The 22,573-nt window shown below is 67.8% G+C and carries 15 protein-coding genes, 3 rRNA genes and 1 pseudogene; 8 read left to right on the top strand and 11 right to left on the bottom strand.

All coding sequences use genetic code 11. From position 1 onward, the window contains the following. Positions 1-200: 200 nt before the first annotated feature. Together LWP59_RS04090 and LWP59_RS04085 are read right to left on the bottom strand one after the other, a co-directional pair. Positions 201-977 (bottom strand): VOC family protein, encoded by a 777-nt coding sequence (locus LWP59_RS04090; protein WP_144643890.1) that lies wholly within the window; start codon positions 975-977, stop codon positions 201-203. Between the two features lie 123 nt (positions 978-1,100). Continuing rightward, positions 1,101-2,504, bottom strand: coding sequence for an NAD(P)H-quinone dehydrogenase (locus LWP59_RS04085; RefSeq protein ID WP_144643892.1), 1,404 nt, complete (start codon positions 2,502-2,504; stop codon positions 1,101-1,103). Positions 2,505-2,600: 96 nt separating this feature from the next. On the opposite strand from LWP59_RS04085, the gene LWP59_RS04080 reads away from it, so the two are divergent. Further along, the gene (locus tag LWP59_RS04080; protein WP_186383542.1) at positions 2,601-3,053 is read left to right on the top strand and encodes a gamma-glutamylcyclotransferase; all 453 of its coding nucleotides are present in this window, start codon (positions 2,601-2,603) and stop codon (positions 3,051-3,053) included. 55 nt (positions 3,054-3,108) lie between these two features. Here the strand turns inward: LWP59_RS04080 and LWP59_RS04075 are convergent, their stop codons facing one another. The 5 genes from LWP59_RS04075 to mutA form a co-directional block, all read right to left on the bottom strand. After that, positions 3,109-4,404, bottom strand: a complete 1,296-nt coding sequence (locus LWP59_RS04075; RefSeq protein ID WP_144643894.1) for a M20 family metallopeptidase — start codon at positions 4,402-4,404, stop codon at positions 3,109-3,111. Positions 4,405-4,565: 161 nt separating this feature from the next. Further along, positions 4,566-4,895, bottom strand: a complete 330-nt coding sequence (locus LWP59_RS04070; protein ID WP_144643896.1) for a hypothetical protein — start codon at positions 4,893-4,895, stop codon at positions 4,566-4,568. 53 nt (positions 4,896-4,948) lie between these two features. After that, the gene (meaB, locus tag LWP59_RS04065) at positions 4,949-5,932 is read right to left on the bottom strand and encodes a methylmalonyl Co-A mutase-associated GTPase MeaB (RefSeq protein ID WP_144643898.1); all 984 of its coding nucleotides are present in this window, start codon (positions 5,930-5,932) and stop codon (positions 4,949-4,951) included. Continuing rightward, positions 5,933-8,104 (bottom strand): methylmalonyl-CoA mutase, encoded by a 2,172-nt coding sequence (gene scpA, locus LWP59_RS04060; protein ID WP_144643900.1) that lies wholly within the window; start codon positions 8,102-8,104, stop codon positions 5,933-5,935. Then, positions 8,104-9,963, bottom strand: a complete 1,860-nt coding sequence (gene mutA, locus LWP59_RS04055; protein WP_144643902.1) for a methylmalonyl-CoA mutase small subunit — start codon at positions 9,961-9,963, stop codon at positions 8,104-8,106. The genes scpA and mutA overlap by 1 nt, the downstream gene beginning before the upstream one ends. Before the next feature lie 85 nt (positions 9,964-10,048). Between mutA and LWP59_RS04050 the strand changes: the two genes are divergently transcribed. From LWP59_RS04050 to LWP59_RS04040, 3 genes are read left to right on the top strand one after another with little or no spacing between them, the layout of a single operon-like run. Then, the gene (locus LWP59_RS04050) at positions 10,049-11,746 is read left to right on the top strand and encodes a serine/threonine-protein kinase (RefSeq protein WP_144643904.1); all 1,698 of its coding nucleotides are present in this window, start codon (positions 10,049-10,051) and stop codon (positions 11,744-11,746) included. Positions 11,747-11,783: 37 nt separating this feature from the next. Continuing rightward, complete coding sequence (locus LWP59_RS04045; RefSeq protein ID WP_144643906.1) at positions 11,784-12,575, top strand: purine-nucleoside phosphorylase; 792 nt, start codon at positions 11,784-11,786, stop codon at positions 12,573-12,575. 17 nt (positions 12,576-12,592) lie between these two features. Next, a complete protein-coding gene (locus LWP59_RS04040) occupies positions 12,593-14,269 on the top strand; it encodes a phospho-sugar mutase (RefSeq protein WP_229858416.1) in 1,677 nt (558 codons plus the stop codon). 159 nt (positions 14,270-14,428) lie between these two features. Here the strand turns inward: LWP59_RS04040 and rrf are convergent. From rrf to LWP59_RS04020, 4 genes are all read right to left on the bottom strand, one after another. Then, positions 14,429-14,545 (bottom strand): 5S ribosomal RNA (gene rrf, locus LWP59_RS04035). A 97-nt stretch (positions 14,546-14,642) separates the two neighbouring features. Then, positions 14,643-17,770: ribosomal RNA gene (locus tag LWP59_RS04030) — 23S ribosomal RNA — on the bottom strand. A 302-nt stretch (positions 17,771-18,072) separates the two neighbouring features. Beyond that, positions 18,073-19,593, bottom strand: a 16S ribosomal RNA gene (locus LWP59_RS04025). Together the 16S, 23S and 5S rRNA genes form the textbook arrangement of a ribosomal RNA operon. A gap of 364 nt (positions 19,594-19,957) precedes the next feature. Beyond that, positions 19,958-20,110 carry a hypothetical protein gene (locus LWP59_RS04020; protein ID WP_229858401.1) on the bottom strand — a complete coding sequence of 51 codons (153 nt, stop codon included), beginning with the start codon at positions 20,108-20,110 and terminating at the stop codon, positions 19,958-19,960. Between the two features lie 97 nt (positions 20,111-20,207). Here LWP59_RS04020 and LWP59_RS40275 point away from each other — a divergent pair, with 97 nt between their 5' ends. The 4 genes and pseudogenes from LWP59_RS40275 to hisS all read left to right on the top strand — a co-directional run bounded on the left by LWP59_RS40275 (position 20,208) and on the right by hisS (position 22,566). Then, positions 20,208-20,342, top strand: coding sequence for a hypothetical protein (locus tag LWP59_RS40275; RefSeq protein WP_267903859.1), 135 nt, complete (start codon positions 20,208-20,210; stop codon positions 20,340-20,342). Between the two features lie 11 nt (positions 20,343-20,353). Further along, positions 20,354-20,806 (top strand): flavodoxin family protein, encoded by a 453-nt coding sequence (locus LWP59_RS04015; RefSeq protein WP_144646233.1) that lies wholly within the window; start codon positions 20,354-20,356, stop codon positions 20,804-20,806. A 94-nt stretch (positions 20,807-20,900) separates the two neighbouring features. After that, positions 20,901-21,229 (top strand): annotated as a pseudogene (locus LWP59_RS04010) (hypothetical protein). A 47-nt stretch (positions 21,230-21,276) separates the two neighbouring features. Next, positions 21,277-22,566: a histidine--tRNA ligase gene (gene hisS / locus LWP59_RS04005; protein WP_144646240.1), complete on the top strand. Its 1,290-nt coding sequence runs from the start codon at positions 21,277-21,279 to the stop codon at positions 22,564-22,566. Positions 22,567-22,573: the final 7 nt, after the last annotated feature.

Below are 22,573 nucleotides of genomic sequence, written 5' to 3'. Positions count from 1 at the left end.
TGAGGGCAAGTCCCACACCTCGGCAGGCGAAACGCCCCGCGCCCCGCACCGGGAAGCCCCGCGCGCCGCGCGAAGCGCCCCGCCACGCGAAGCGCAGCGCCCCGGGCCCGGGCCCGGGCCCGCGCATGCACGCACCACTCACCGCCGCCGGTCAAACCCCGCGCCCGGCGAACGCACCAACCCCAACGAACCCCGCCGACTCAGCCCTCCACCGAGATGACGTTGAACGGCACCCCCTGGTCGTCCGCCACCTGGGCCGAGCGGCCGTACGGCGAGTCCTGCGGCGCGCGCAGGACCGAACCGCCCAGCTCGCCCGCCTTGGCGACCGTCGCATCGGTGTCCGTCACGCCGAAATAGGTGCTCCAGTGCGCGGGCACCTCGGCAGGTACCTCCGCCGGCAGCCCGCCCATGCCACCGATGATGTTGCCGTTCACCTTCGCGATCACATAGGCGAACCCAGCACTCGAGATGTCGTCGTACTCGTACCCGAAAACGCTGCTGTAGAAGGCTTTCGCGGCCTCGAGGTCACGTGTCATGCACTCGTTCCACACCAGCGTCCCCGGCACGTTCGCGATTTCGACACCCGTCGTCTTCCCGGCCTGCCAGATGCCGAACGCCGCCCCCGTCGGGTCGGTCGCGACCGCCAGCCGGCCGGCCGCGCCCACGTCACCCGGCTCCATGATCAGCTGCCCGCCACCCTGGGTGATCTTCGCGGCGGTGGCGTCCGCGTTGTCGGTGGCCAGGTACGTCGTCCACACGGACGGCATCTGCTCCATGCCTGGCGGCTTCGGCCCCACCGCGGCCGCGGCTCTGCCGTCCACCTGGGCTATCAGGTAACCGCCGAACTCCGCGCCCTGATCGGCGAGCTCCCAGCCCAGCAGCGGGCCGTAGAACTCGGCCGCACGCTTGGTGTCGGGCACCATCACGTCGACCCAGCACGGGGTGCCTTCGGGCCAAGGGGTGTCACAAACGGTCATGGCTGAACTCCTGTCTTTCGTCGGTCTGTGGTGTCGGCCACAGTCTCGCACCACCCACCGACAAAAAAGTTCAGCCGACCGCGGCTCGGGGCACCCTCAGCCTCGCCGGACAGCCACGGGCGCTCAGTCGAGGTCGTCGTGCCGCATCAACTGGCGGCCGGCCTCCGTGATCGAACCGGAGAGCGACGGATACACCGAGAACGTCAGCGCCAGGTGCTCCACGGTCAGCTGGTTCTGCACGGCCAGCGCGATCGGCAGGATCAGCTCGCTCGCCGTCGGCGCGACCACCACGCCGCCCACGACGACACCCGTCGCCGGGCGGCAGAACAGCTTCACGAAACCGTGCCGCAGCCCCTCCATCTTCGCCCGCGCGTTGGTCGCGAGCGGCAGCATGATCGTCCGGGCCGGCACCTCGCCGGAGTCGATCGCCTGCTGCGAGATGCCCACGGTCGCGATCTCCGGATGGGTGAACACGTTCGCCGCGACCGTCTTGAGCTTGATCGGCGCGACGCCCTCGCCCAGCGCGTGCCACATCGCGATCCGGCCCTGCATGCTGGCGACCGACGCGAGCATCAGCACACCCGTGCAGTCGCCCGCCGCGTAGACCCCGGGCACGCTCGTGCGCGACACGCGGTCGACGGTGATGAACCCGCCCGGCCCCGGCTCGATGCCGACCCGCTCCAGGCCGATGTCGTGGGTGTTCGGGACAGACCCGACGGTCATCAGCGCGTGGCTGGCCTCGATGACGCGGCCGTCGGTCAGATGCACCGCCACGCCCTTCTCGGTGCGCTCGACCTTGTCCGCCCGGGCCTGCTTGGCCACGGCGGTGCCGCGCTGCGAGAAGACCTCTTCGAGCACCGCGGCGGCGTCGGCGTCCTCGTGCGGCAGCACGCGGTCACGGCTGGACACCACCGTCACCTTGACACCCATCTCGGTGTACGCGGAGGCGAACTCGGCGCCGGTGACGCCGGAGCCGATGACGGCGAGGTGCTCGGGCAGCTCGCGCAGGTCGTAGAGCTGCCGCCAGTCGAGGATCCGCTCGCCGTCGGGCACCGCGCCGGGTAGCACGCGTGGCGTGGCACCGGTCGCGATCAGCACGACGTCGGCGTCGAGCACCTCCGGCTCGCCGGAGCGCGGCGTGACCAGGACCTTGTGCTGTGCCAGGCCCGGCTCCTCGTCGTGGAAGCGCGCCTCGCCGATGATCACCCGCACACCCTCGCGCTGCACGCGGGCGCGGATGTCGGCCGACTGTGCGAGCGCGAGGCCCTTCACCCGGCCGTGCACGGTGCGCAGGTCGATGCTGGTTTCGGCCATGTCGGTGACGATGCCGAGCTCGCCGAGGCCGTGCATGCTCGCGCGGGCGCCGGAGGAGGCGATGAAGGTCTTGGACGGGACGCAGTCGTAGAGCACGCACGCACCGCCGAGCCCGTCCCGTTCGACGACCGTGACGTTCGCACCGTGCTGCGCGGCCACCAGCGCAGCCTCGTAGCCGGCGGGGCCGCCGCCCATGATCACGATCCTGGTCACGTCTGTCCCTCCTCGTACCACCGCTCATGTCCACCTTAGGAGGGCACACCTGGAGTACGTCCGTCCGGGTGAGCGCGGGACGGCTAGTCTGTGCCCGTGCCGTTGTATGCCGCGTACGGGTCCAACATGGAGCCCGCTCAGATGATGGAGCGTGCCCCCCATTCACCGATGGCGGGCACCGGCTGGCTGGAAGGCTGGCGGCTGACCTTCGGCGGCGAGGACATCGGCTGGGAAGGCGCGCTCGCCACCATCGTCGAGGACCCCGGTTCGCGGGTCTTCGTCGTGACCTACGACGTCACCCCGCTCGACGAGGCGCTGCTCGACCGCTGGGAAGGTGGCGAGCTGGGCCTGCACAACAAGATCCGGCTGCGGGTGCAGACGATGGACGGTGCCGTGGTGGCCTGGTTCTACGTCCTCGACGCCTACGAGGGCGGCCTACCATCGGCCCGCTACCTCGGCGTGCTCGCGGACGCGGCCGAGGCCGCCGGCGCGCCCCAGGACTACGTCGACGACCTGCGCACCCGGCCCTGCCGGGGCATCGCGACCTGAGACCCGCACGAAAAAGAGCCCGCCGGACGAAACCGGCGGGCTCTTTTCTATCTGGTCAGGCCAGCGCGCTCAGTGCCGTGTGGATCATGCACCGCACACCGACGGCCAGCGCCCGCTCGTCCAGTTCGAACGTCGGACGGTGCAGGTCGCGCATCTCACCCTCGCCGCTCCACACGCCGAGCCGGAAGAACGCGCCCGGCACGTGTTCGAGGTACCACGCGAAGTCCTCGCCGCCCGACGACTGTTCCGTACCGGTCAGCGCTTGCTCGCCCAGCGCCGCTTCGACGCCGGCACGCAGGATCGCGGTGCTTTCCTGGTCGCCGACGAGCGGCGGCACGCCGCGCCGGTAGTCGAGCTTGAACCCGACGCCGGTCGGCGCGAGCAACGACTCGACGGACGACGCGACGAGCGGTTCGAGCGCCTTCCACACCTCGTGCTCGGCGGTGCGCAGGGTGCCCCGCAGCGCACCGTCCTGCGGCACGGCGTTGGCCGCCTGGCCGGCGTGCACCGCACCCCAGACCAGGACGGTCCCCGAGCGGGGGTCGACGCGCCGGGACAGCAGCGACGGCAGCGACGTGATGATCACGCCCAGCGCGTGCACCAGGTCGGCCGTCAGGTGCGGCCGCGAGGTGTGCCCGCCGGGCGAGGTCAGCTGCAGCTCGATCAGGTCCGCGGCCGAGGTCAGCGCGCCGATCCGGGAGCCGACCTGGCCGACGCGCACCCGCGGGTCGCAGTGCAGCCCGAAGATGCGGTCGACGCCGTCGAGCCCGCCGGCCTCGATCACGTCGAGCGCACCGCCCGGCATGACCTCCTCGGCGGGCTGGAAGATCAGCCGGACGCGGCCCGGCAGCTCGGGCGCGGAAGCCAGCGCCAGACCGGCGCCGAGCAGGATGGCGGTGTGCGCGTCGTGCCCGCAGGCGTGCGCAGCGCCCTCCACAGTGGACGAGTAGGGCAACCCGGTCGCCTCGGTGAGCGGAAGCGCGTCGATGTCGGCCCGCAGCGCCACACAGGTGGGCCCGCTGCCGATGTCACAGATGACACCGGTGCCGCCCGGCAGGATCTGGGGGTCCAGCCCCGCCGAGCGCAACACGGCGCAGATCAGTTCGGTCGTCGCGTATTCGTGTCGGGACAGCTCCGGGTTGGCGTGCATGTGCCGTCGCCAGGCGACGACATCGGTGCCGCCCCGCTTGAGCCACGCATCCAGCCAGAACGGCCCTCTGCCCGCACCGAGGTCGTCCACGGGTGCCATGCTGACGCCGTCCGCGGTGACGAGCGCGCCCAATGCCCCGAAAGAGGCCGCGCGCTCATCGCGGTTGCGGGGAATCTCCCGCCGTGAGTCCAGCACGGTCACACCGAACCTCCAAATGCAAAAAGCGTGTAACCCATTTGACGCAATATTGCACGATGCAGGCGGCAAGAAACCCGCTCTGGTGGGGGACTCGGGACGGCCGGTAGTGGATCTGCGTTGAACGGCACCGGGGACTTCGGCCCACCTGTACTACCGGTGCCGTTTCACTTACCTTTCGCCTGGTCGGAGGACTTCTGACGCTTCTTCTTCCGGATGCTCCGTCCCCAGAGGACGATCACCAGGAGTAATGCGGCGATGACCCCGACCACGATTTTGCTCTTGGTCTTCTGCGCGTTCGCGCGTGCGTTGTCGGCCGGGTCGATGACCGGCCCGATGGGCGCGGTGGTCTGTTCGGCGACCGGTCCGGCGGAGGTGGCCACCGCGGCCGGCGCGGCGACGGCGGCGGGCGCGGCGACGGCGGTCCCGCCTGGGACGGCGAACGAGAGCAGCACGCCGAGCACCAGCGCGGCCGGCACGGCTCGCAGCTTCGTCATGTCCATCACCCTCCCTCGACAACGAATCAGTCTGCCTGCCGAGGTAGGAGAAGTCACGTTCCGAAAGCGTCCAAGATACGTTGCGCCGCCAGCGTGGCGGTCAGTTCGCCGTCCCGGACGGCCTGTTCGACCTCCGGCACGACCGCGCGGACGCCGGGATGCTCGGCGAGCCTGCCCAGCAGCTGCTCCCGCACCATCGACCACGTCCAGTCGACCTGCTGCTGCTTGCGCTTGGTGTCCAGCTCGCCCGATTCGAGTAGTTGCTCGCGGTGCCGTTCGATCTGCTGCCACACCGTGTCGAGGCCGACGTCGTTGAGCCCGCTGCAGGTCAGCACGGGTGGCGTCCACGAGGCGTCCGGCCCGTAGATCATCCGCAGCGCCCCGGAGAGCTCGCGGGCGGCCCGTTTCGCGTCGCGTTCGTGCTCGCCGTCGGCCTTGTTCACCGCGATGACGTCGGCGAGCTCCAGCACCCCCTTCTTGATGCCCTGCAGCTGGTCGCCGGTGCGGGCCAGGGTCAGGAAGAGGAAGCAGTCGACCATGTTGGCCACGGTGACCTCGGACTGGCCGACGCCGACCGTCTCGACCAGCACCACGTCGTAGCCCGCGGCCTCCATCAGCACGATCGTCTCGCGGGTCGCGCGGGCGACGCCGCCGAGCGTGCCGGAGGTCGGCGACGGGCGGATGAACGCCGCCGGGTCGACCGCCAGGCGCGCCATCCGGGTCTTGTCGCCGAGGATGCTGCCGCCGGTGCGGGTGGACGACGGGTCGACCGCGAGCACGGCGACCCGGTGCCCCGCGGTGGTGAGGTCGGTGCCGAGCTGGTCGATGAACGTCGACTTGCCGACCCCGGGCACGCCGGTGATGCCCACCCGGCGCGCCCCGCCCGCGTGCGGCAGCAGCTCGACCAGCAGCTCCTGCGCCTGCTTGCGGTGGTCGCCGCGCTGGGACTCGACGAGCGTGATCGCCTTCGACAGCGTGCCCCGGTCCCCCGCGAGCACGCCTTTGGCGTAGGCGCCGACGTCGATCGCGCGAGCCACTCAGCCTGCCTGTTGCTGCTCGAGCTGGTCCAGCAGGCCGAGCGCCGCGTCGGCGATGACCGTGCCCGGCCCGAAGATCGCCGCCGCGCCGGCCGTCCGCAGCTCCTCGTAGTCCTGCGGCGGGATGACGCCGCCGACCACGACCATGATGTCCGGGCGGTCGAGCTTCGCCAGCTCCTCGCGCAGCGCGGGCACGAGCGAGAGGTGCCCGGCCGCCAGCGAGGACACGCCGACCACGTGCACGTCGGCCTCGATGGCCTGGCGCGCGACCTCGGCCGGGGTGGAGAACAGCGGGCCCACGTCCACGTCGAAGCCCAGGTCGGCGAACGCGGTCGCGATCACCTTCTGGCCGCGGTCGTGCCCGTCCTGGCCCATCTTGGCGACCAGGATCCGGGGACGGCGCCCCTCGGCCTCGGCGAACTTCTCGACGCGCTCGCGCACCTTGTCCACGTTCTCGGTCTTCCCGACCTCGTCCCGGTACACCCCCGAGATCGTACGAATCTGGCCGGAGTGGCGCCCCCAGACCTTCTCCAGCGCCTCGGAGATCTCCCCGACGGTCGCCTTCGCCCGCGCCGCGTCCACGGCCAGTTCGAGCAGGTTGCCTCCCCCGTCGGCGGCCGCGGTGAGCCGCCGCAGGGCGTCGGCGACGGCGTCCGCGTCGCGCTCCTCGCGCAGCCGGCGCAGCTTCTCCAGCTGCTGGGCCCGCACGCCCGCGTTGTCCACCTTGAGCACCTCGACGTCCTCGTCGGAGTCGACGCGGTACTTGTTCACGCCGATCACCGGCTGGCGCCCGGAGTCGATGCGGGCCTGCGTGCGCGCCGCCGCCTCCTCGATGCGCAGCTTCGGGATGCCCGCGTCGATCGCGCGGGCCATCCCGCCCGCGGACTCGACCTCGCTGATGTGGCCCCACGCCTTGCGCGCGAGGTCGTAGGTGAGCCGCTCGACGAACGCGCTGCCGCCCCACGGGTCGATCACGCGGTTGTTGCCGGTCTCCTGCTGCAGCAGCAGCTGGGTGTTGCGGGCGATGCGCGCGGAGAAGTCGGTCGGCAGGGCCAGCGCCTCGTCGAGTGCGTTGGTGTGCAGGGACTGGGTGTGCCCCTGGGTCGCCGCCATCGCCTCGACGCAGGTGCGCACGACGTTGTTGTAGACGTCCTGCGCGGTCAGCGACCAGCCGGAGGTCTGGCAGTGCGTGCGCAGGGAGAGCGATTTCTCGTTCTGCGGCGAGAACTGCTTGACGAGCTTCGCCCACAGCAGCCGGGCGGCGCGCATCTTGGCGACTTCCATGAAGAAGTTCATGCCGATGGCCCAGAAGAACGACAGCCGCGGCGCGAACTTGTCGATGTCGAGGTTCGCGTCCAGCCCGGCCCGGAGGTACTCGACGCCGTCCGCGAGCGTGTACGCCAGCTCCAGGTCGGCGGTCGCCCCGGCCTCCTGCATGTGGTAGCCGGAGATGGAGATCGAGTTGAACCGCGGCATCCGCCGGGAGGTGTAGCCGAAGATGTCGGAGATGATCCGCATCGAGGGCTGCGGCGGGTAGATGTAGGTGTTGCGGACCATGAACTCCTTGAGGATGTCGTTCTGGATGGTCCCGGCCAGCTGCTCGGGTGCGACACCCTGTTCCTCGGCGGCGACGATGTAGAGCGCCATCACCGGCAGCACCGCGCCGTTCATCGTCATCGACACGCTCATCCGGTCCAGCGGGATGCCGTCGAAGAGCTGGCGCATGTCGTAGATCGAGTCGATCGCCACGCCCGCCATGCCGACGTCACCCGCCACCCGCGGGTGGTCGGAGTCGTAGCCGCGGTGGGTGGCCAGGTCGAACGCGACGGAAAGCCCTTTCTGCCCGGCCGCGAGGTTGCGCCGGTAGAAGGCGTTGGACTCGCTCGCGGTGGAGAACCCGGCGTACTGCCGGATGGTCCACGGCTGGGTGGTGTACATCGTCGGGTACGGGCCGCGCAGGAACGGCGCGACACCGGGGTAGGTGCCGAGGAAGTCCACATCGGACAGATCATCGGCGGTGTAGACCGGCTGCACGCCGATGCCCTCGGGGGTCTCCCAGCTCAGCGCGTCGGGACCCTTGCCGGTGCTCGCGTGCAGCGCCTCGGCCCAGTCGGCCTGGCTCGCCGGGTCCGGGATGCCGAGCTCGATTCCCGCGAAGTCGGGGATGGCCATCACTTCACTCCCAGCGTTTCCAGTGTGCTGGTCAGCACGGCGAGCGCGTCGCAGCCGGTGTGCGCGAACCCGCTGATCCCACGGTAGGACTCGTCCGGCCTGCCCGCCAGGAGCACGGCTTTCGCCCCCGCCGCACGCAGTCCGGCCGCGACCTCGTTCGCCTGCTCGCCGTAGGACTTGTCGCTGCCGCACAGGCAGGCGACCGTGGCGCCGCTCGCCTTGAAGGCCTCGACCGGGTCGTCGACCGCGCCCGGGTTGACCGGCTCGATGCCGCCGGCCTGGAACAGGTTCGACGCGAACATGGCTCGTGCGGTGTGCGAGGCCAGCGGCCCGAGCGTCGCGAGGAAGATCGTCGGCCGTTCGCCGTGCTCGGCCAGGTGCGCGTCCGAGCGGTCCCGCAGCTGTTCGAACGGCTGGGCGTACCGGCGTTTCGGCAGCCCGCCGCCCTCCACAATGGACGGCAGCGGTTCGCGGACGACCGGTTTCTCCGCCAGGTGCGGGAACTCGCTGACGCCGGTGATCGGGTCCTTGCGGGTGGCCAGCCGTTTGGCCCGCTTCTCCCAGGTCTGGGCGAGCCGGTCGCGCAGGAAACCGGACTCCAGCGCGGCCTCGATCCCGCCGTGGCGCTCCACCTCGGTGAACTCGCGCCACGCGGCGTTGGCCAGCGCGTCGGTCAGGTTCTCCACGTACCAGGAGCCGCCCGCCGGGTCGATCACGCCCGCGAGCCGCGACTCCTCGATCAGGATCGCCTGCGTGTTGCGCGCGATGCGGCGGGAGAACGCCTCGGGCTGGCCGATCGCCGCGTCGAACGGCAGGACGGTGACCGCGTCCGCGCCACCGACGCCGGCGGCGAAGCAGGCGACGGTCGTGCGCAGCATGTTCACCCACGGGTCGCGCTGGGTCAGCATCGCCGTCGAGGTGACGGCGTGCTGCCGCATCCCGTGCGGGGTGGCGCCGGAGACCTCGGTGACCCGCGACCACAGGCGGCGCGCCGCGCGCAGCTTCGCGATGGTCAGGAACTGGTCGGCGGTCGCGGCGAAGCGGAACTCCAGCTGCGCGGCCGCGTCGTCGACGCTCAGCCCGGCGGCGGTCAGCGCCCGCAGATACGCGACGCCCGCCGCGACGGCCGCGCCGAGCTCTTGGGCGTCCGAGCCGCCGGCCTCGTGGTAGGGCAGCCCGTCGACGACGATCGTGCGCAGCTTCGGGTGCTTCGCGGCGAGCCGGGCGGCCAGTTCGGCGGCAGGAGTCAGGTCGTGCGCGGTGCCGGTGCGGGCGCGCACGGTGATCGGGTCGGCACCGATGGTGCCGATGACCTCGCTGTCGGGGATGTTCCGTTCGGCCAGCAGCCGGAGCAGGGCGCTCGCCGCGGCCTCGTACTCCGCTCCGGGCTCGAGCACCACCGGGGCGAGGTCGAGGTACACCTCGTTGAGCGCGTCGGCCAGCGACGACGGCGGCAGCGAGTCTCCGCCGACTCGCAGCCACAGCGAGCTCGCGCCGTTCTCGAGGTCGGCCAGAATCGCCTTGTTCGCGGCGACCGGGTCGGCGTTCGCGTGCAGGACGCGCACGTCCCAGCCGGTGCCGACGGCGCCTTCCGGCTTGCCGCCGCGCACGAACGGCGCGAGGCCGGGGAACCCGGCGGGCACGGTCTCGTCCTCCGCCGTGTAGAGCGGCCGGATGTCGATGCCGTCGTAGGTTCTGGTGGTCAGCAGGCTCTCGGGAGCGCCGTCGAAGTCCTCCGGCAGCCTCCCGCTCTTGCGGAGCACCCCGGCGACGAGCTCCTGCCAGTCGGCCCGCGCCGGCGCGGCGAACTCGGCGGCCAGCGCCAGCTCATCGGGCTCCGTTGTCCCTGCCTGAGTCATACCTAACGATGGTAGGGGCCTGTCCGGAAGGGCAAGTGTGAGCCTGCTCGCGGTCGCCCCCGCCCGCATCCGCCACAATGTCTCCGTGCCCACCGACAGCGAGGACCCCCGCGTCGTCGCCGGACGCTACCGGCTGCGGTCCGTGCTGGGTTCTGGCTCCATGGGTACCGTCTGGTCGGCCTACGACGAGTTCCTGCAACGCCCCGTAGCCGTCAAGGAGATCCGGCTGCCCCCGGGCGTGACCACCGGACAGGCCGAGGAGCTGCGGGAACGCACGCTGCGCGAGGCCCGCGCCATCGCCGTGCTGTCTCACCCGAACGTGATCGTCCTGCACGACGTCGCCCGGCAGGACGGCGAGCCGTTCGTCGTGATGGAACTGCTGCCGTCACACAGCCTCGCCGAGCTGATCCGGGAGCACGGGCCGCTGACGGTGGAACAAGCCGCCGCCGTGGGCGACGCCGTCGCCGCCGCGCTGGAGGCCGCGCACGCCGCGGGCATCACCCACCGCGACGTCAAGCCGGGCAACGTGCTCGTCGCCGACGACGGGCGGATCAAGCTCACCGACTTCGGGATCGCGCGCAACGTCTCCGAGGCGACGATGACCCGCACGGGCATGACCCTGGGCTCCCCCGCCTACATCGCGCCGGAGATCGCCTCGGGCAAGGCCGTCACGCCGGGCGCGGACCTGTGGGGCCTGGGCGCGACGCTGTTCAACGCCCTGGAAGGCCATCCGCCCTACGACGCCGACGGCGACCCGCTGGAGACGATCGGCAAGGTCGTCAAGGGCGAGGTGCCCCGGCCGACGCCTGGCCCGCTCGCACCGGTCATCACCGCGCTGATGGCCAAGGAGCCGCGGGACCGGATCTCGCTGCGCGAGGTTCGCCGGCAGCTGTACCCGCTGCTCACCAAGGCCCCGCGGGTGCTGTTCAGCCCCGAGATGTTCCAGCAGGCGGCGGGCCGCCGCGCCGAGGCGACCGACACCCGCGAGATGACGCCGGCGGCCAGGCCCGAGCCGGAGCCCGAGCCCGCCGCGGAGAAGCCGGCCGAGGTGAGCCAGGAGCTGGCGGTGGACCCGGGCCCGCTCCCGTTCACGTCCTCCCCCGCGCCGAAGGCCGCGCCGGCGGGCCGCAGCGTCACCGCGACGGCCGTGCTGACCAGCGTCGCGATCCTGCTGTTCCTCGTCTCGGCCGCGGGCGGTTTCGTCGCGGCCCGGGTGATCGGCGCCGAGCCGGTGACTCCGCCGGCCCGCGGCGGCAGCTCCGCGACCGTCGAACCGCCGCCGACGAAGTTCGAGCGGCGCACCGGTGACGCGTCGAGCGTGCGCGGCCAGGACGCGACGTTCTCGGTCGAGGTGCCGCAGGACTGGACGCGCTTCACCGGCTCGGGCGTCGGGGACGGCCTGCCGCCGTCGACGCTGGTGGAATGGGTTTCGCCGGACGGGTCGCAGATGCTCGCGGTCGACCACATCGCCGGCTTCTTCCCGAACTACACGATCGACCAGTACCTCAAGGGACTGTCCACGAGCCGTGGGTCCGGCGAGTTCAACCCGGTGCGCCCGCCCGAGCCGCTGACGGACGGCCGGGAGGGCTACACGATGGCCTACCGCACGTTCGACAAGGGCAGCAACAGCCCCGACCAGGTCAGCCGCACCACGTTCGCGGAGATCTTCCGGCACAACTCGAGCCTGTGGGCGGTGAGCGTGACAGTGCCCACCGAGCAGGAGGACACCGCGCGCACCGAGCTGTACCAGCGGATCGTGCCGACCTTCTCGATCACGGGGTGAACCACCCTGGCGCTTCGCGCACTGAGACGATATGGCCATGAGTGAACAGGACCTGGCCGAAGCCGCGGCGGCCACCATCGCCGAGCGCACGGGCCACGCCAAGCACGACATCGCGGTGGTCCTCGGCTCCGGCTGGCGCCCGGCCGCCGACGTGATCGGCGAGGGCGACGCGGAGATCCCGCTCGCCGAGCTGCCCGGTTTCGAGAAGCCCGAGGCCGTCGGGCACGGCGGCACGGTCCGGTCGGTCGCCGTGGACGGAAAGCGCGCGCTGGTACTCCTCGGCCGCACGCACCTGTACGAGGGCAAGGGCATCGGCCGGGTCGTGCACAACGTCCGTACCGCGGCGGCCGCGGGCGTCCGGTCGGTCCTGCTGACCAACGCCGCGGGTGGCCTGCGTGCGGGCTTCCAGGTCGGCCAGCCCGTGCTGATCTGCGACCACCTCAACATGACCGCGACGTCACCGATCACCGGCGCCAACTTCGTGGACCTGGTGGACCTGTACTCGCACCGGCTGCGCGACCTCGCCAGGGAGATCGACCCGGGCCTCGAAGAGGGCGTGTACGCGGGTCTGCCCGGGCCACATTTCGAGACGCCCGCGGAGATCCGGATGCTGCGCACTCTCGGGGCGGACCTGGTGGGCATGTCCACGGTGCTGGAGGCGATCGCGGCTCGCGCGGCGGGAGTCGAGGTGTTCGGGCTGTCGCTCGTGACGAACCTGGCCGCCGGGATGACCGGTGAGCCGCTCGACCACGTCGAGGTGCTCGAGGCCGGTCGCGCGGCCGCCCACCGGATGGGCACTCTGCTCCGGGAACTGGTGGCACGCGCATAGAAAAGTACGCTTAGCCGGTGAGTGAACGGGACCGGCTGCCGCGGGAACTGCGGAACAGAGCCTTCGCCTGGATTACCGAGGATGTCGACGCCGAGTCCAGGGAAGAGCTGGAAGCGGTGCTGGCGCGCGCGATGCGCGGCGAGCCCGGCGCGACGGCCGATCTCGCCGACCGGATGGCCGGCTCGCTCGAGTTCGGCACGGCCGGCCTGCGCGGGCCGGTTCGCGCCGGTCCCAACGGGATGAACACCTCGGTGGTCGTCCGGACCACCGCCGGTGTGGCCGCGTGGCTCGCCCGGCACGGCAAGACCGGTGAGCCGGTCGTCATCGGCCGGGACGCCCGCCACGGCTCGGAGCGGTTCGCGATGACCGCCGCCGAAGTGCTCTACGCCGCCGGGTTCGACGCCCGCCTCCTGCCCGGCCCGTTGCCGACGCCGGTGCTCGCGTTCGCCGTGAAGCACCTGGGCGCGGCGGCGGGTGTGCAGATCACCGCGTCGCACAATCCCCCCGCCGACAACGGGTACAAGCTCTACGACGACAGCGGGTCGCAGATCGTGCCACCGTCGGACGGCGAGATCGAGGCGGCGATCGAGGCGGCGCCCGGTGCCACCGCGGTGACCCGCATGCCCGGGGTGCCGGTGCTCGGCGACGAGATCGTGGAGGAGTACCTGGCCCGAGTCGCCGCGCTCCCCGTCGGGTCGTCCCGCAGGCTGCGGGTGGCGGCGACGGCACTGCACGGCGTGGGCGCGGACGTGCTGAGCCGCGCGCTGGCCCTGGCGGGGTTCACGGATGTGCACCTCGTGGCGGACCAGGCGAAGCCGGACCCGGACTTTCCGACGGTGTCGTTCCCGAACCCGGAGGAGCCGGGCGCGACGGACCTGTTGCTCGCGCTGGCGCAAGAGGTCGACGCCGACGTGGCGATCGCATTGGACCCGGACGCGGACCGGTGCGCGCTGGGGCTGCGCGACCGGGACGGCTCGTGGCGGATGCTGCGCGGCGACGAGACGGGCGTCCTGCTCGGCGAACACGTCCTGTCGACGACGAACGCCGCTGATCCGCTGGTCGCGACGACGATCGTGTCGTCGTCGATGCTGGGCCGGATCGCGGAGGCCCGTGGTGCGCGGTATGCGGAGACGCTGACGGGGTTCAAGTGGCTCACCCGTGCCGGCGAGGGCTTGGTCTTCGCCTACGAGGAGGCGCTCGGGCTGTGCGTGAACCCGGACTTCGTGCGGGACAAGGACGGCATCGCGGCGGCTGTGATGGCATGCGACCTCGCCGCGACGCTGAAGTCCTCGGGTCGCTCGCCGCTCGATGTCCTGGATGACCTGGCTGCCCGGCACGGCGTGCACCTGACGGACCAGGTGTCGCTACGGGTGACGGACCTCAGTGTGCGCACCAAGGTCCTGGACGCCATCCGCAACGCCCCGCCCACGACGCTGGCCGGCATCCCCGTGACGGCCGAGGACCTGAGTCCGACCACGGACGCGGTTCGTATTTCCGGTGGCGGCCTGCGCGTGGTCATCCGCCCGTCGGGCACCGAGCCGAAGCTGAAGACGTACCTCCAGGTGGTCGAGCCGGTGCCGGACACCGTCACGGGCTCGCAGAAGGAGGCGCTGGCGAAGGCACGGTCCATCGCCGCCACCCGGCTGGCGGCCCTCCGCGAAGAGGTCGAGGCCCTGCTCTCGACGCAGCCGTAGGAAGACGCCGAGCTACGACACCCGGCCGCAGGCAAACCGCTGCGGCCGTTCCTTGATCGCGCGCAGAAGCTGGCGATGTGATGGCGGAAATAGAAAAGCCCCGGGGCTTCGGGAGAATTCTTTGATTCTCGACCGAAGCCCCGGGGCTTCTCAAATTGAGTTCGGCGGTGTCCTACTCTCCCACACCCTGGCGGGTGCAGTACCATCGGCGCTGGTGGGCTTAGCTTCCGGGTTCGGAATGGGACCGGGCGTTTCCCCACCGCCATGACCACCGAAACACTGCGATCACACACGGCCCCACACCCACCACGGTAATGGTGGTGGTGTGGGTGTGTGGTGTTTCAGAGCTGTAGAGTGGATGCGTAGCGTCTTCGTGGGCAAGTCCTCGGCCTATTAGTACCAGTCAACTCGAAAACACATTACTGTGCGTCCATTTCTGGCCTATCAACCCCATCGTCTCTAGGGGGCCTTAACCCATGAAGGGTGGGAGACCTCATCTTGGAACAGGCTTCCCGCTTAGATGCCTTCAGCGGTTATCCCTTCCGAACGTAGCTAACCAGCCATGCCACTGGCGTGACAACTGGCATACCAGAGGTTCGTCCGTCCCGGTCCTCTCGTACTAGGGACAGCCTTCCGCAAGTCTCCTACGCGCGCGGCGGATAGGGACCGAACTGTCTCACGACGTTCTAAACCCAGCTCGCGTGCCGCTTTAATGGGCGAACAGCCCAACCCTTGGGACCTACTCCGGCCCCAGGATGCGACGAGCCGACATCGAGGTGCCAAACCATGCCGTCGATATGGACTCTTGGGCAAGATCAGCCTGTTATCCCCGGGGTACCTTTTATCCGTTGAGCGACACCCCTTCCACCAGGAGGTGCCGGATCACTAGTCCCGACTTTCGTCCCTGCTCGACCTGTCAGTCTCACAGTCAAGCTCCCTTGTGCACTTACACTCACCACCTGATTGCCAACCAGGCTGAGGGAACCTTTGGGCGCCTCCGTTACTCTTTGGGAGGCAACCGCCCCAGTTAAACTACCCACCAGGCACTGTCCCTGAACCGGATCACGGTCCGAGGTTCAGATTCCCAATCCGGTCAGAGTGGTATTTCAACAACGACTCCACCCCCACTAGCGTGAGGGCTTCACAGTCTCCCACCTATCCTACACAAACCGAACCGAAAACCAATACCAAGCTATAGTAAAGGTCCCGGGGTCTTTCCGTCCTGCCGCGCGTAACGAGCATCTTTACTCGTAATGCAATTTCGCCGGGCCTGTGGTTGAGACAGCCGGAAAGTCGTTACGCCATTCGTGCAGGTCGGAACTTACCCGACAAGGAATTTCGCTACCTTAGGATGGTTATAGTTACCACCGCCGTTTACTGGCGCTTAAATTCTCAGCTTCACCCCCGAAGGGATTAACCGGTCCTCTTAACGTTCCAGCACCGGGCAGGCGTCAGTCCATATACATCGTCTTACGACTTCGCATGGACCTGTGTTTTTAGTAAACAGTCGCTTTCCGCTGGTCTCTGCGGCCAACTCACCCTAGCCCGCGAAGGGCTTCAAGTGCTTTGGCCCCCCTTCTCCCGAAGTTACGGGGGCATTTTGCCGAGTTCCTTAACCACAGTTCACCCGATCGCCTTGGTATTCTCTACCTGACCACCTGTGTCGGTTTGGGGTACGGGCCGCACATGTTCTCGCTAGAGGCTTTTCTCGGCAGCATAGGATCACTCTACTTCGCCTCAACGGCTACGCATCACGTCTCAACCTTCATGAGCGGCGGATTTACCTACCACTCGGCCTACACGCTTACACCAGTACAACCACTCACTGGCGGAGCTACCTTCCTGCGTCACCCCATCGCTTAACTACTACTGGCTCAGGCTCCACGCTCCCTCACCTCAACCCGAAGGTCTCGGCAAGTTCGGGTGGTTAGTATCACCAGCCTCGCTATGGGCGAACATACGCGGGTACGGGAATATCAACCCGTTGTCCATCGACTACGCCTGTCGGCCTCGCCTTAGGTCCCGACTCACCCTGGGCAGATTAACTTGACCCAGGAACCCTTGGTCATCCGGCGGCAGAGGTTCTCACTCTGCATTCGCTACTCATGCCTGCATTCTCACTCCCACACCCTCCACCGCTAGCTTCCGCCACGGCTTCCCCGGATGCAGGACGCTCCCCTACCCATCAACACGACTGGATGATCACTGCATGAGCGATCATCGATCTATATGTGTCAATGACACGGCTTCGGCGGTGTGCTTAAGCCCCGCTACATTGTCGGCGCAGGACCACTTGACCAGTGAGCTATTACGCACTCTTTCAAGGGTGGCTGCTTCTAAGCCAACCTCCTGGTTGTCTGGGCAATCCCACATCCTTTCCCACTGAGCACACACTTCGGGGCCTTAGCCGGTGTTCTGGGCTGTTTCCCTCTCGACGACGAAGCTTATCCCCCGCCGTCTCACTGCCGTACTCTCACATGATGGTATTCGGAGTTTGGTTGACTTCGGTAACCCGGTAAGGCCCCTAGGCCATCCAGTAGCTCTACCCCCACCATGAAACATACGACGCTGCACCTAAATGCATTTCGGGGAGAACCAGCTATCACGGAGTTTGATTGGCCTTTCACCCCTACCCACAACTCATCCCCCAGGTTTTCAACCCTGGTGGGTTCGGGCCTCCACACCGTCTTACCGGCGCTTCACCCTGGCCATGGGTAGATCACTCCGCTTCGGGTCTAGACCACGCGACTCAATCGCCCTATTCGGACTCGCTTTCGCTACGGCTACCCCACCCGGGTTAACCTCGCCACGCAGCACTAACTCGCAGGCTCATTCTTCAAAAGGCACGCCATCACCCTGTCGTCGAAACGACTGCCAGGCTCTGACGGCTTGTAGGCACACGGTTTCAGGTACTCTTTCACTCCCCTCCCGGGGTACTTTTCATCTTTCCCTCACGGTACTAGTCCGCTATCGGTCACCAGGAAGTATTTAGGCTTACCGGGTGGTCCCGGCAGATTCACAGCAAATTCCACGAGCTCGCTGCTACTCGGGAACACCACCACACAACACCCACACAGTTTTCGCGTACGGGACTCTCACCCACTCCGGTCCACCATCCCAGGCGGTTCCACTAACCATGCAGCATCATGCCAGAGATGTCAGTCTCTGGAAGATGGGTCCCACAACCCCACGCACACAACCCCTGACAGGTATCACATGCACGCGGTTTAGCCTCCTCCGCTTTCGCTCGCCACTACTCACGGAATCACTTTTGTTTTCTCTTCCTACGGGTACTGAGATGTTTCACTTCCCCGCGTTCCCTCCACACCGTCTATACATTCAACGGCGGGTAACACCTCATCACAGGTGCTGGGTTTCCCCATTCGGACACCCTCGGATCACAGCTCGGTTGACAGCTCCCCGAGGCTTATCGCAGCCTCCCACGTCCTTCATCGGCTCCTGATGCCAAGACATCCACCATGCGCCCATAACAACTTGACCACAAAGATGCTCGCATCCACTCTACAGTTCTCAAACACCACACCCAGAGGCGTGTTGCCTCAGGACCCAACAGCGTGCCAGGAACATTCCCCCACCAACCCCAACGCACCCCGTTCCACACCCCCCGAAGAGAGCAGTACTAGAAGCCGCCAGCAAGCCAGCAGACGAACCTCAACCAGTAGCTCCACAATTCCTTGAGCGTCCAGACAACACCACGAACGGATGTTCAGCCTGGCCACCCCGCCACCACCGCGACCCCAAAAGAGGGGACACGAGAATGCCGGATGTGTTGTGCTCCTTAGAAAGGAGGTGATCCAGCCGCACCTTCCGGTACGGCTACCTTGTTACGACTTCGTCCCAATCGCCAGTCCCACCTTCGACCACTCCCTCCCCTTACGGGGTTGGGCCGTGGGCTTCGGGTGTTACCGACTTTCATGACGTGACGGGCGGTGTGTACAAGGCCCGGGAACGTATTCACCGCAGCGTTGCTGATCTGCGATTACTAGCGACTCCGACTTCACGCAGTCGAGTTGCAGACTACGATCCGAACTGAGACCGGCTTTAAGGGATTCGCTCCACCTCGCGGTATCGCAACCCTCTGTACCAGCCATTGTAGCATGTGTGAAGCCCTGGACATAAGGGGCATGATGACTTGACGTCATCCCCACCTTCCTCCGAGTTGACCCCGGCAGTCTCCCGCGAGTCCCCGCCATTACGCGCTGGCAACACAGGATAAGGGTTGCGCTCGTTGCGGGACTTAACCCAACATCTCACGACACGAGCTGACGACAGCCATGCACCACCTGCACACCGGCCACAAGGGGGCCGACATCTCTGCCGGTTTCCAGTGCATGTCAAGCCCAGGTAAGGTTCTTCGCGTTGCATCGAATTAATCCACATGCTCCGCCGCTTGTGCGGGCCCCCGTCAATTCCTTTGAGTTTTAGCCTTGCGGCCGTACTCCCCAGGCGGGGCGCTTAATGCGTTAGCTACGGCACGGACAACGTGGATGTCGCCCACACCTAGCGCCCAACGTTTACAGCGTGGACTACCAGGGTATCTAATCCTGTTCGCTCCCCACGCTTTCGCTCCTCAGCGTCAGTATCGGCCCAGAGACCCGCCTTCGCCACCGGTGTTCCTCCTGATATCTGCGCATTTCACCGCTACACCAGGAATTCCAGTCTCCCCTACCGAACTCAAGTCTGCCCGTATCGACCGCAAGCTGAAGGTTAAGCCTCCAGTTTTCACGGCCGACGCAACAAACCGCCTACGAGCTCTTTACGCCCAATAATTCCGGACAACGCTCGCACCCTACGTATTACCGCGGCTGCTGGCACGTAGTTAGCCGGTGCTTCTTCTCCAGGTACCGTCACTCGCGCTTCGTCCCTGGCGAAAGAGGTTTACAACCCGAAGGCCGTCATCCCTCACGCGGCGTCGCTGCATCAGGCTTGCGCCCATTGTGCAATATTCCCCACTGCTGCCTCCCGTAGGAGTCTGGGCCGTGTCTCAGTCCCAGTGTGGCCGGTCACCCTCTCAGGCCGGCTACCCGTCGTCGCCTTGGTAGGCCATCACCCCACCAACAAGCTGATAGGCCGCGGGCTCACCCTGTACCGCCAGAACTTTCCACCACCCCAGATGCCTGAGATGGTCGTATCCGGTATTAGACCCCGTTTCCAGGGCTTATCCCAAAGTACAGGACAGATTACCCACGTGTTACTCACCCGTTCGCCACTCATCCACCACCGAAGTGGCTTCAGCGTTCGACTTGCATGTGTTAAGCACGCCGCCAGCGTTCGTCCTGAGCCAGGATCAAACTCTCCAACAATGTCAGAAAATCCGATCGACTCACCAAAATAGTCAATCTCAAAGGAACCCAAAACGGGTTCAAAAACAAAGCTCTACTGGCTTAGTTCACTAGCACACTGTTGAGTTCTCAAACAACACACAACCGAAACCGCATTCACGCTTTTTGTTTGCCGGGCGAACACTACCCCACCGGAAATCCGGAGATAAACTCGGGGGATGTACATCCGTCCAGACCAGGACCACCCACTCTACCACAACCCGTGGGAGCTTGGTTCGTGATCCCCGCGCCGCCCGGTCTCCCTGGCGACGAAGAGAAGATTACATCCGCCGGAAACCGTGCTGCGCAGGGGGGTCACTTAAGATCGTTTCCGCAGTTCAGCGGCCTAACAGGGGATGATCCCGGCCGCGCCGGCCAACTCGCCCGCCGGAGCGTCCTCGCCGAGCAGGGCCGCTTTCACCGCCGCGAGCAGCCTCGGCCGCTCCGGCGGCGCCTCGACCGCGAGCACGAGCGACCCGAGCTCGCTCGACACGTTCACGATGCGCGACGCGGCCGCCGCAGCAGCAGCGGGACGAACGCGTTGGTCACGCGTGGCAGGCGAGCCTTAGGCGCCTCCGCGGGGACCGCCCCAGGCTGTGGGACTACTGCTGGTCTCCGAGCGCGACCAGCACATCGTGCTGTTCGCGGCCGAGCCCGGCTCGTCCGGGCACGAGGCGATGCAGCTGCTGAAGGTCGTCGGCACGCAGGACCTGGGACAGCCGAGCCGGTAGGTTCGCCCTCCATGGCGACTCTGCTGATCGTGCACCACACACCTTCGCCGAACGTGCAGGCCATGTTCGAGGCTGTCGTCGCCGGGGCGAGCACCGACGAGATCGAAGGCGTGACCCTCGTCCGGCGCCCGGCACTCGCCGCGACCGTCACGGACGTGCTCGAGGCCGACGGCTACCTGCTGGGCACCCCCGCCAACCTCGGATACATGTCAGGCGCGCTCAAGCACTTCTTCGACCAGGTCTATTACCCCTGCCTCGACGCGACCCGCGGCCGTCCGTTCGGCTACTACGTGCACGGCGGCAGCGACGTCGCCGGGACGGTGCGCGGGATCGAGTCGATCACCACCGGGCTGGGCTGGGAGAAGGCCGCCGCGCCCGTCACCATCACAGGTGAACCGGGCAAGGACGACCTCGAATCGTGCTGGGAGCTGGGCGCCACCGTGGCCGCCGGGCTAATGGCGTGACGCTCTTATAAAACACTGTTACCAGAAGGGTACGACACTCTCTGGTCCTATCCAGCTGTTCAGCGTCATCGCACTGGTGTCCCTGCCGGCCGTGATGTTCGGCGGGTACTCGCTGCTCGGTTTGCTGCGCCAGCGGAAGCTCACCGAGCAGCAGCGCTCCTTCTTCCGCGCCGGCCACGCGCACGCCGGCGTGCTGCTCGTCCTCGCCCTGGTCGCTCTGCAGCTGCTCGGTCAGGGCGGGCTCGGCGAGGCCGCGCGCTGGGTCACCTGCTTCCTGCTGCTGTTCGGCGTCCTCGCGCAGTCCGGCGGGCTGTTCCTGCACCTGCTCCCCCGCCGCGGTCTCGCGCACGGGTGACGGCCGGCCGCGGCGCGCTGCTCGGCGCGGCCATCCTGATGACCGTCTGGGGTGTGGCCGTGGCCTAGCTGGATAAACTGGGGAAACGCTTCCGTTTCCGACCGTGAGGATCGTCGTGCCCGAGTACCTGCCGACCGCGCCCTACCGGGGGACCAGGGACTTCCTGCCCCCGGAGATGTCCGTCCGGACGCAGGTGTTCGGCCATCTCTACGACGTCCTCGAGCGCTACGGCTACCAGCGCTACGACGGGCCGGTCCTCGAGTCCGCCGAGATCTACGAGAAGAAGTCCGGGCAGGAGATCGCCGACCAGCAGCTCTACACGCTGACCGACCGGGGCGGCCGCCGGCTCGCGCTGCGGCCGGAGATGACCCCGTCGGTCGCCCGGATGATCGCCGGGAACGCGGGCTCGCTGCAGTTCCCGGTGCGCTGGTACAGCCACCCGAACTGCCACCGCTACGAGCGGCCCCAGCGTGGTCGGGTCCGCGAGCACTGGCAGATCAACGCGGACGTCTTCGGGTCCGACAGCGCGAACTGCGAGATCGAGATCTTCGAGCTGATCCACGACCTGATGCGCGGGGTCGGCGCGACCGACGACATGTTCGTGGTGCGCGCGAACGACCGCAACCTGCTCTCCTCCGCGCTGACCGACCTGGTCGGCGTCACCGGCGAGCAGCTGCCGCAGGTGTTCGCGCTCGTCGACCGCTGGGAGAAGTACGACCGCGACAAGCTCGCCGAGCAGGCCGACGAGATCGGGCTGACCGACAAGCAGTTCGAGAAGCTGGGCGACGTGCTCGGCGCCGGGACGGCGCTGCTGGACGAGCTGCCCGCCACGGTGAAGGAGTCGTCGAACCTGGTGCGCGTGCTCTCCAGCGAGGCCGCGAGCCTGGTCCGCTTCGACCCGATGATCGTGCGGGGCCTGGCCTACTACACGTCCACGGTGTTCGAGGTCTTCGACACCTCCCCGGAGAACAACCGCGCGCTCTTCGGCGGCGGCCGCTACAGCGACCTGGCCGGCATGTTCACCTCGCAGCAGATCCCGGGCATCGGGTTCGGCATGGGCGACGTGACCCTGATGGACTTCCTCGACACGCACGGCCTGACGCCGAAGCCACGCAGCGAGGTCGACGTGGCGGTCATCCCGGTGACCGAGGAGCTGGCCGGCGCGGCACGCAAGGTCGCGACCGAGCTGCGCGGGGCGGGGCTGCGCACGTCCACCCCGATCGAGCTGCGCAAGCTGGGCAAGGAGCTGAGCCGGGCCGACAAGGCCGGCGCCCGGGCGGTCGTCATCGTCGGCCAGGAGGACTGGGCGGCGGGCAACGTGACCGTGCGCTCGCTCGCGACCCGGGAGCAGCGCGTGGTCGCGCTGACCGAGGCCGCGGCCGCCGTGGCGGAACTGGTGGCCTGACAAGCGA

It is taken from the genome of Amycolatopsis acidiphila, assembly GCF_021391495.1.
GTDB lineage: Bacteria > Actinomycetota > Actinomycetes > Mycobacteriales > Pseudonocardiaceae > Amycolatopsis_E > Amycolatopsis_E acidiphila.
The sequence above is the reverse complement of the archived record's forward strand: the minus strand, read 5'-3'. Positions and strand labels throughout refer to the sequence as shown.

What these genes read in the sequence shown, in the direction of transcription:
- LWP59_RS04090 (WP_144643890.1), bottom strand. Translation starts at nt 977, where the DNA reads ATGACCGTTTGTGACACCCCTTGGCCCGAAGGCACCCCGTGCTGGGTC.
- LWP59_RS04070 (WP_144643896.1), bottom strand. Translation starts at nt 4,895, where the DNA reads ATGACGAAGCTGCGAGCCGTGCCGGCCGCGCTGGTGCTCGGCGTGCTG.
- scpA (WP_144643900.1), bottom strand. Translation starts at nt 8,104, where the DNA reads ATGGCCATCCCCGACTTCGCGGGAATCGAGCTCGGCATCCCGGACCCG.
- mutA (WP_144643902.1), bottom strand. Translation starts at nt 9,963, where the DNA reads ATGACTCAGGCAGGGACAACGGAGCCCGATGAGCTGGCGCTGGCCGCC.
- LWP59_RS04045 (WP_144643906.1), top strand. Translation starts at nt 11,784, where the DNA reads ATGAGTGAACAGGACCTGGCCGAAGCCGCGGCGGCCACCATCGCCGAG.
- LWP59_RS04015 (WP_144646233.1), top strand. Translation starts at nt 20,354, where the DNA reads ATGGCGACTCTGCTGATCGTGCACCACACACCTTCGCCGAACGTGCAG.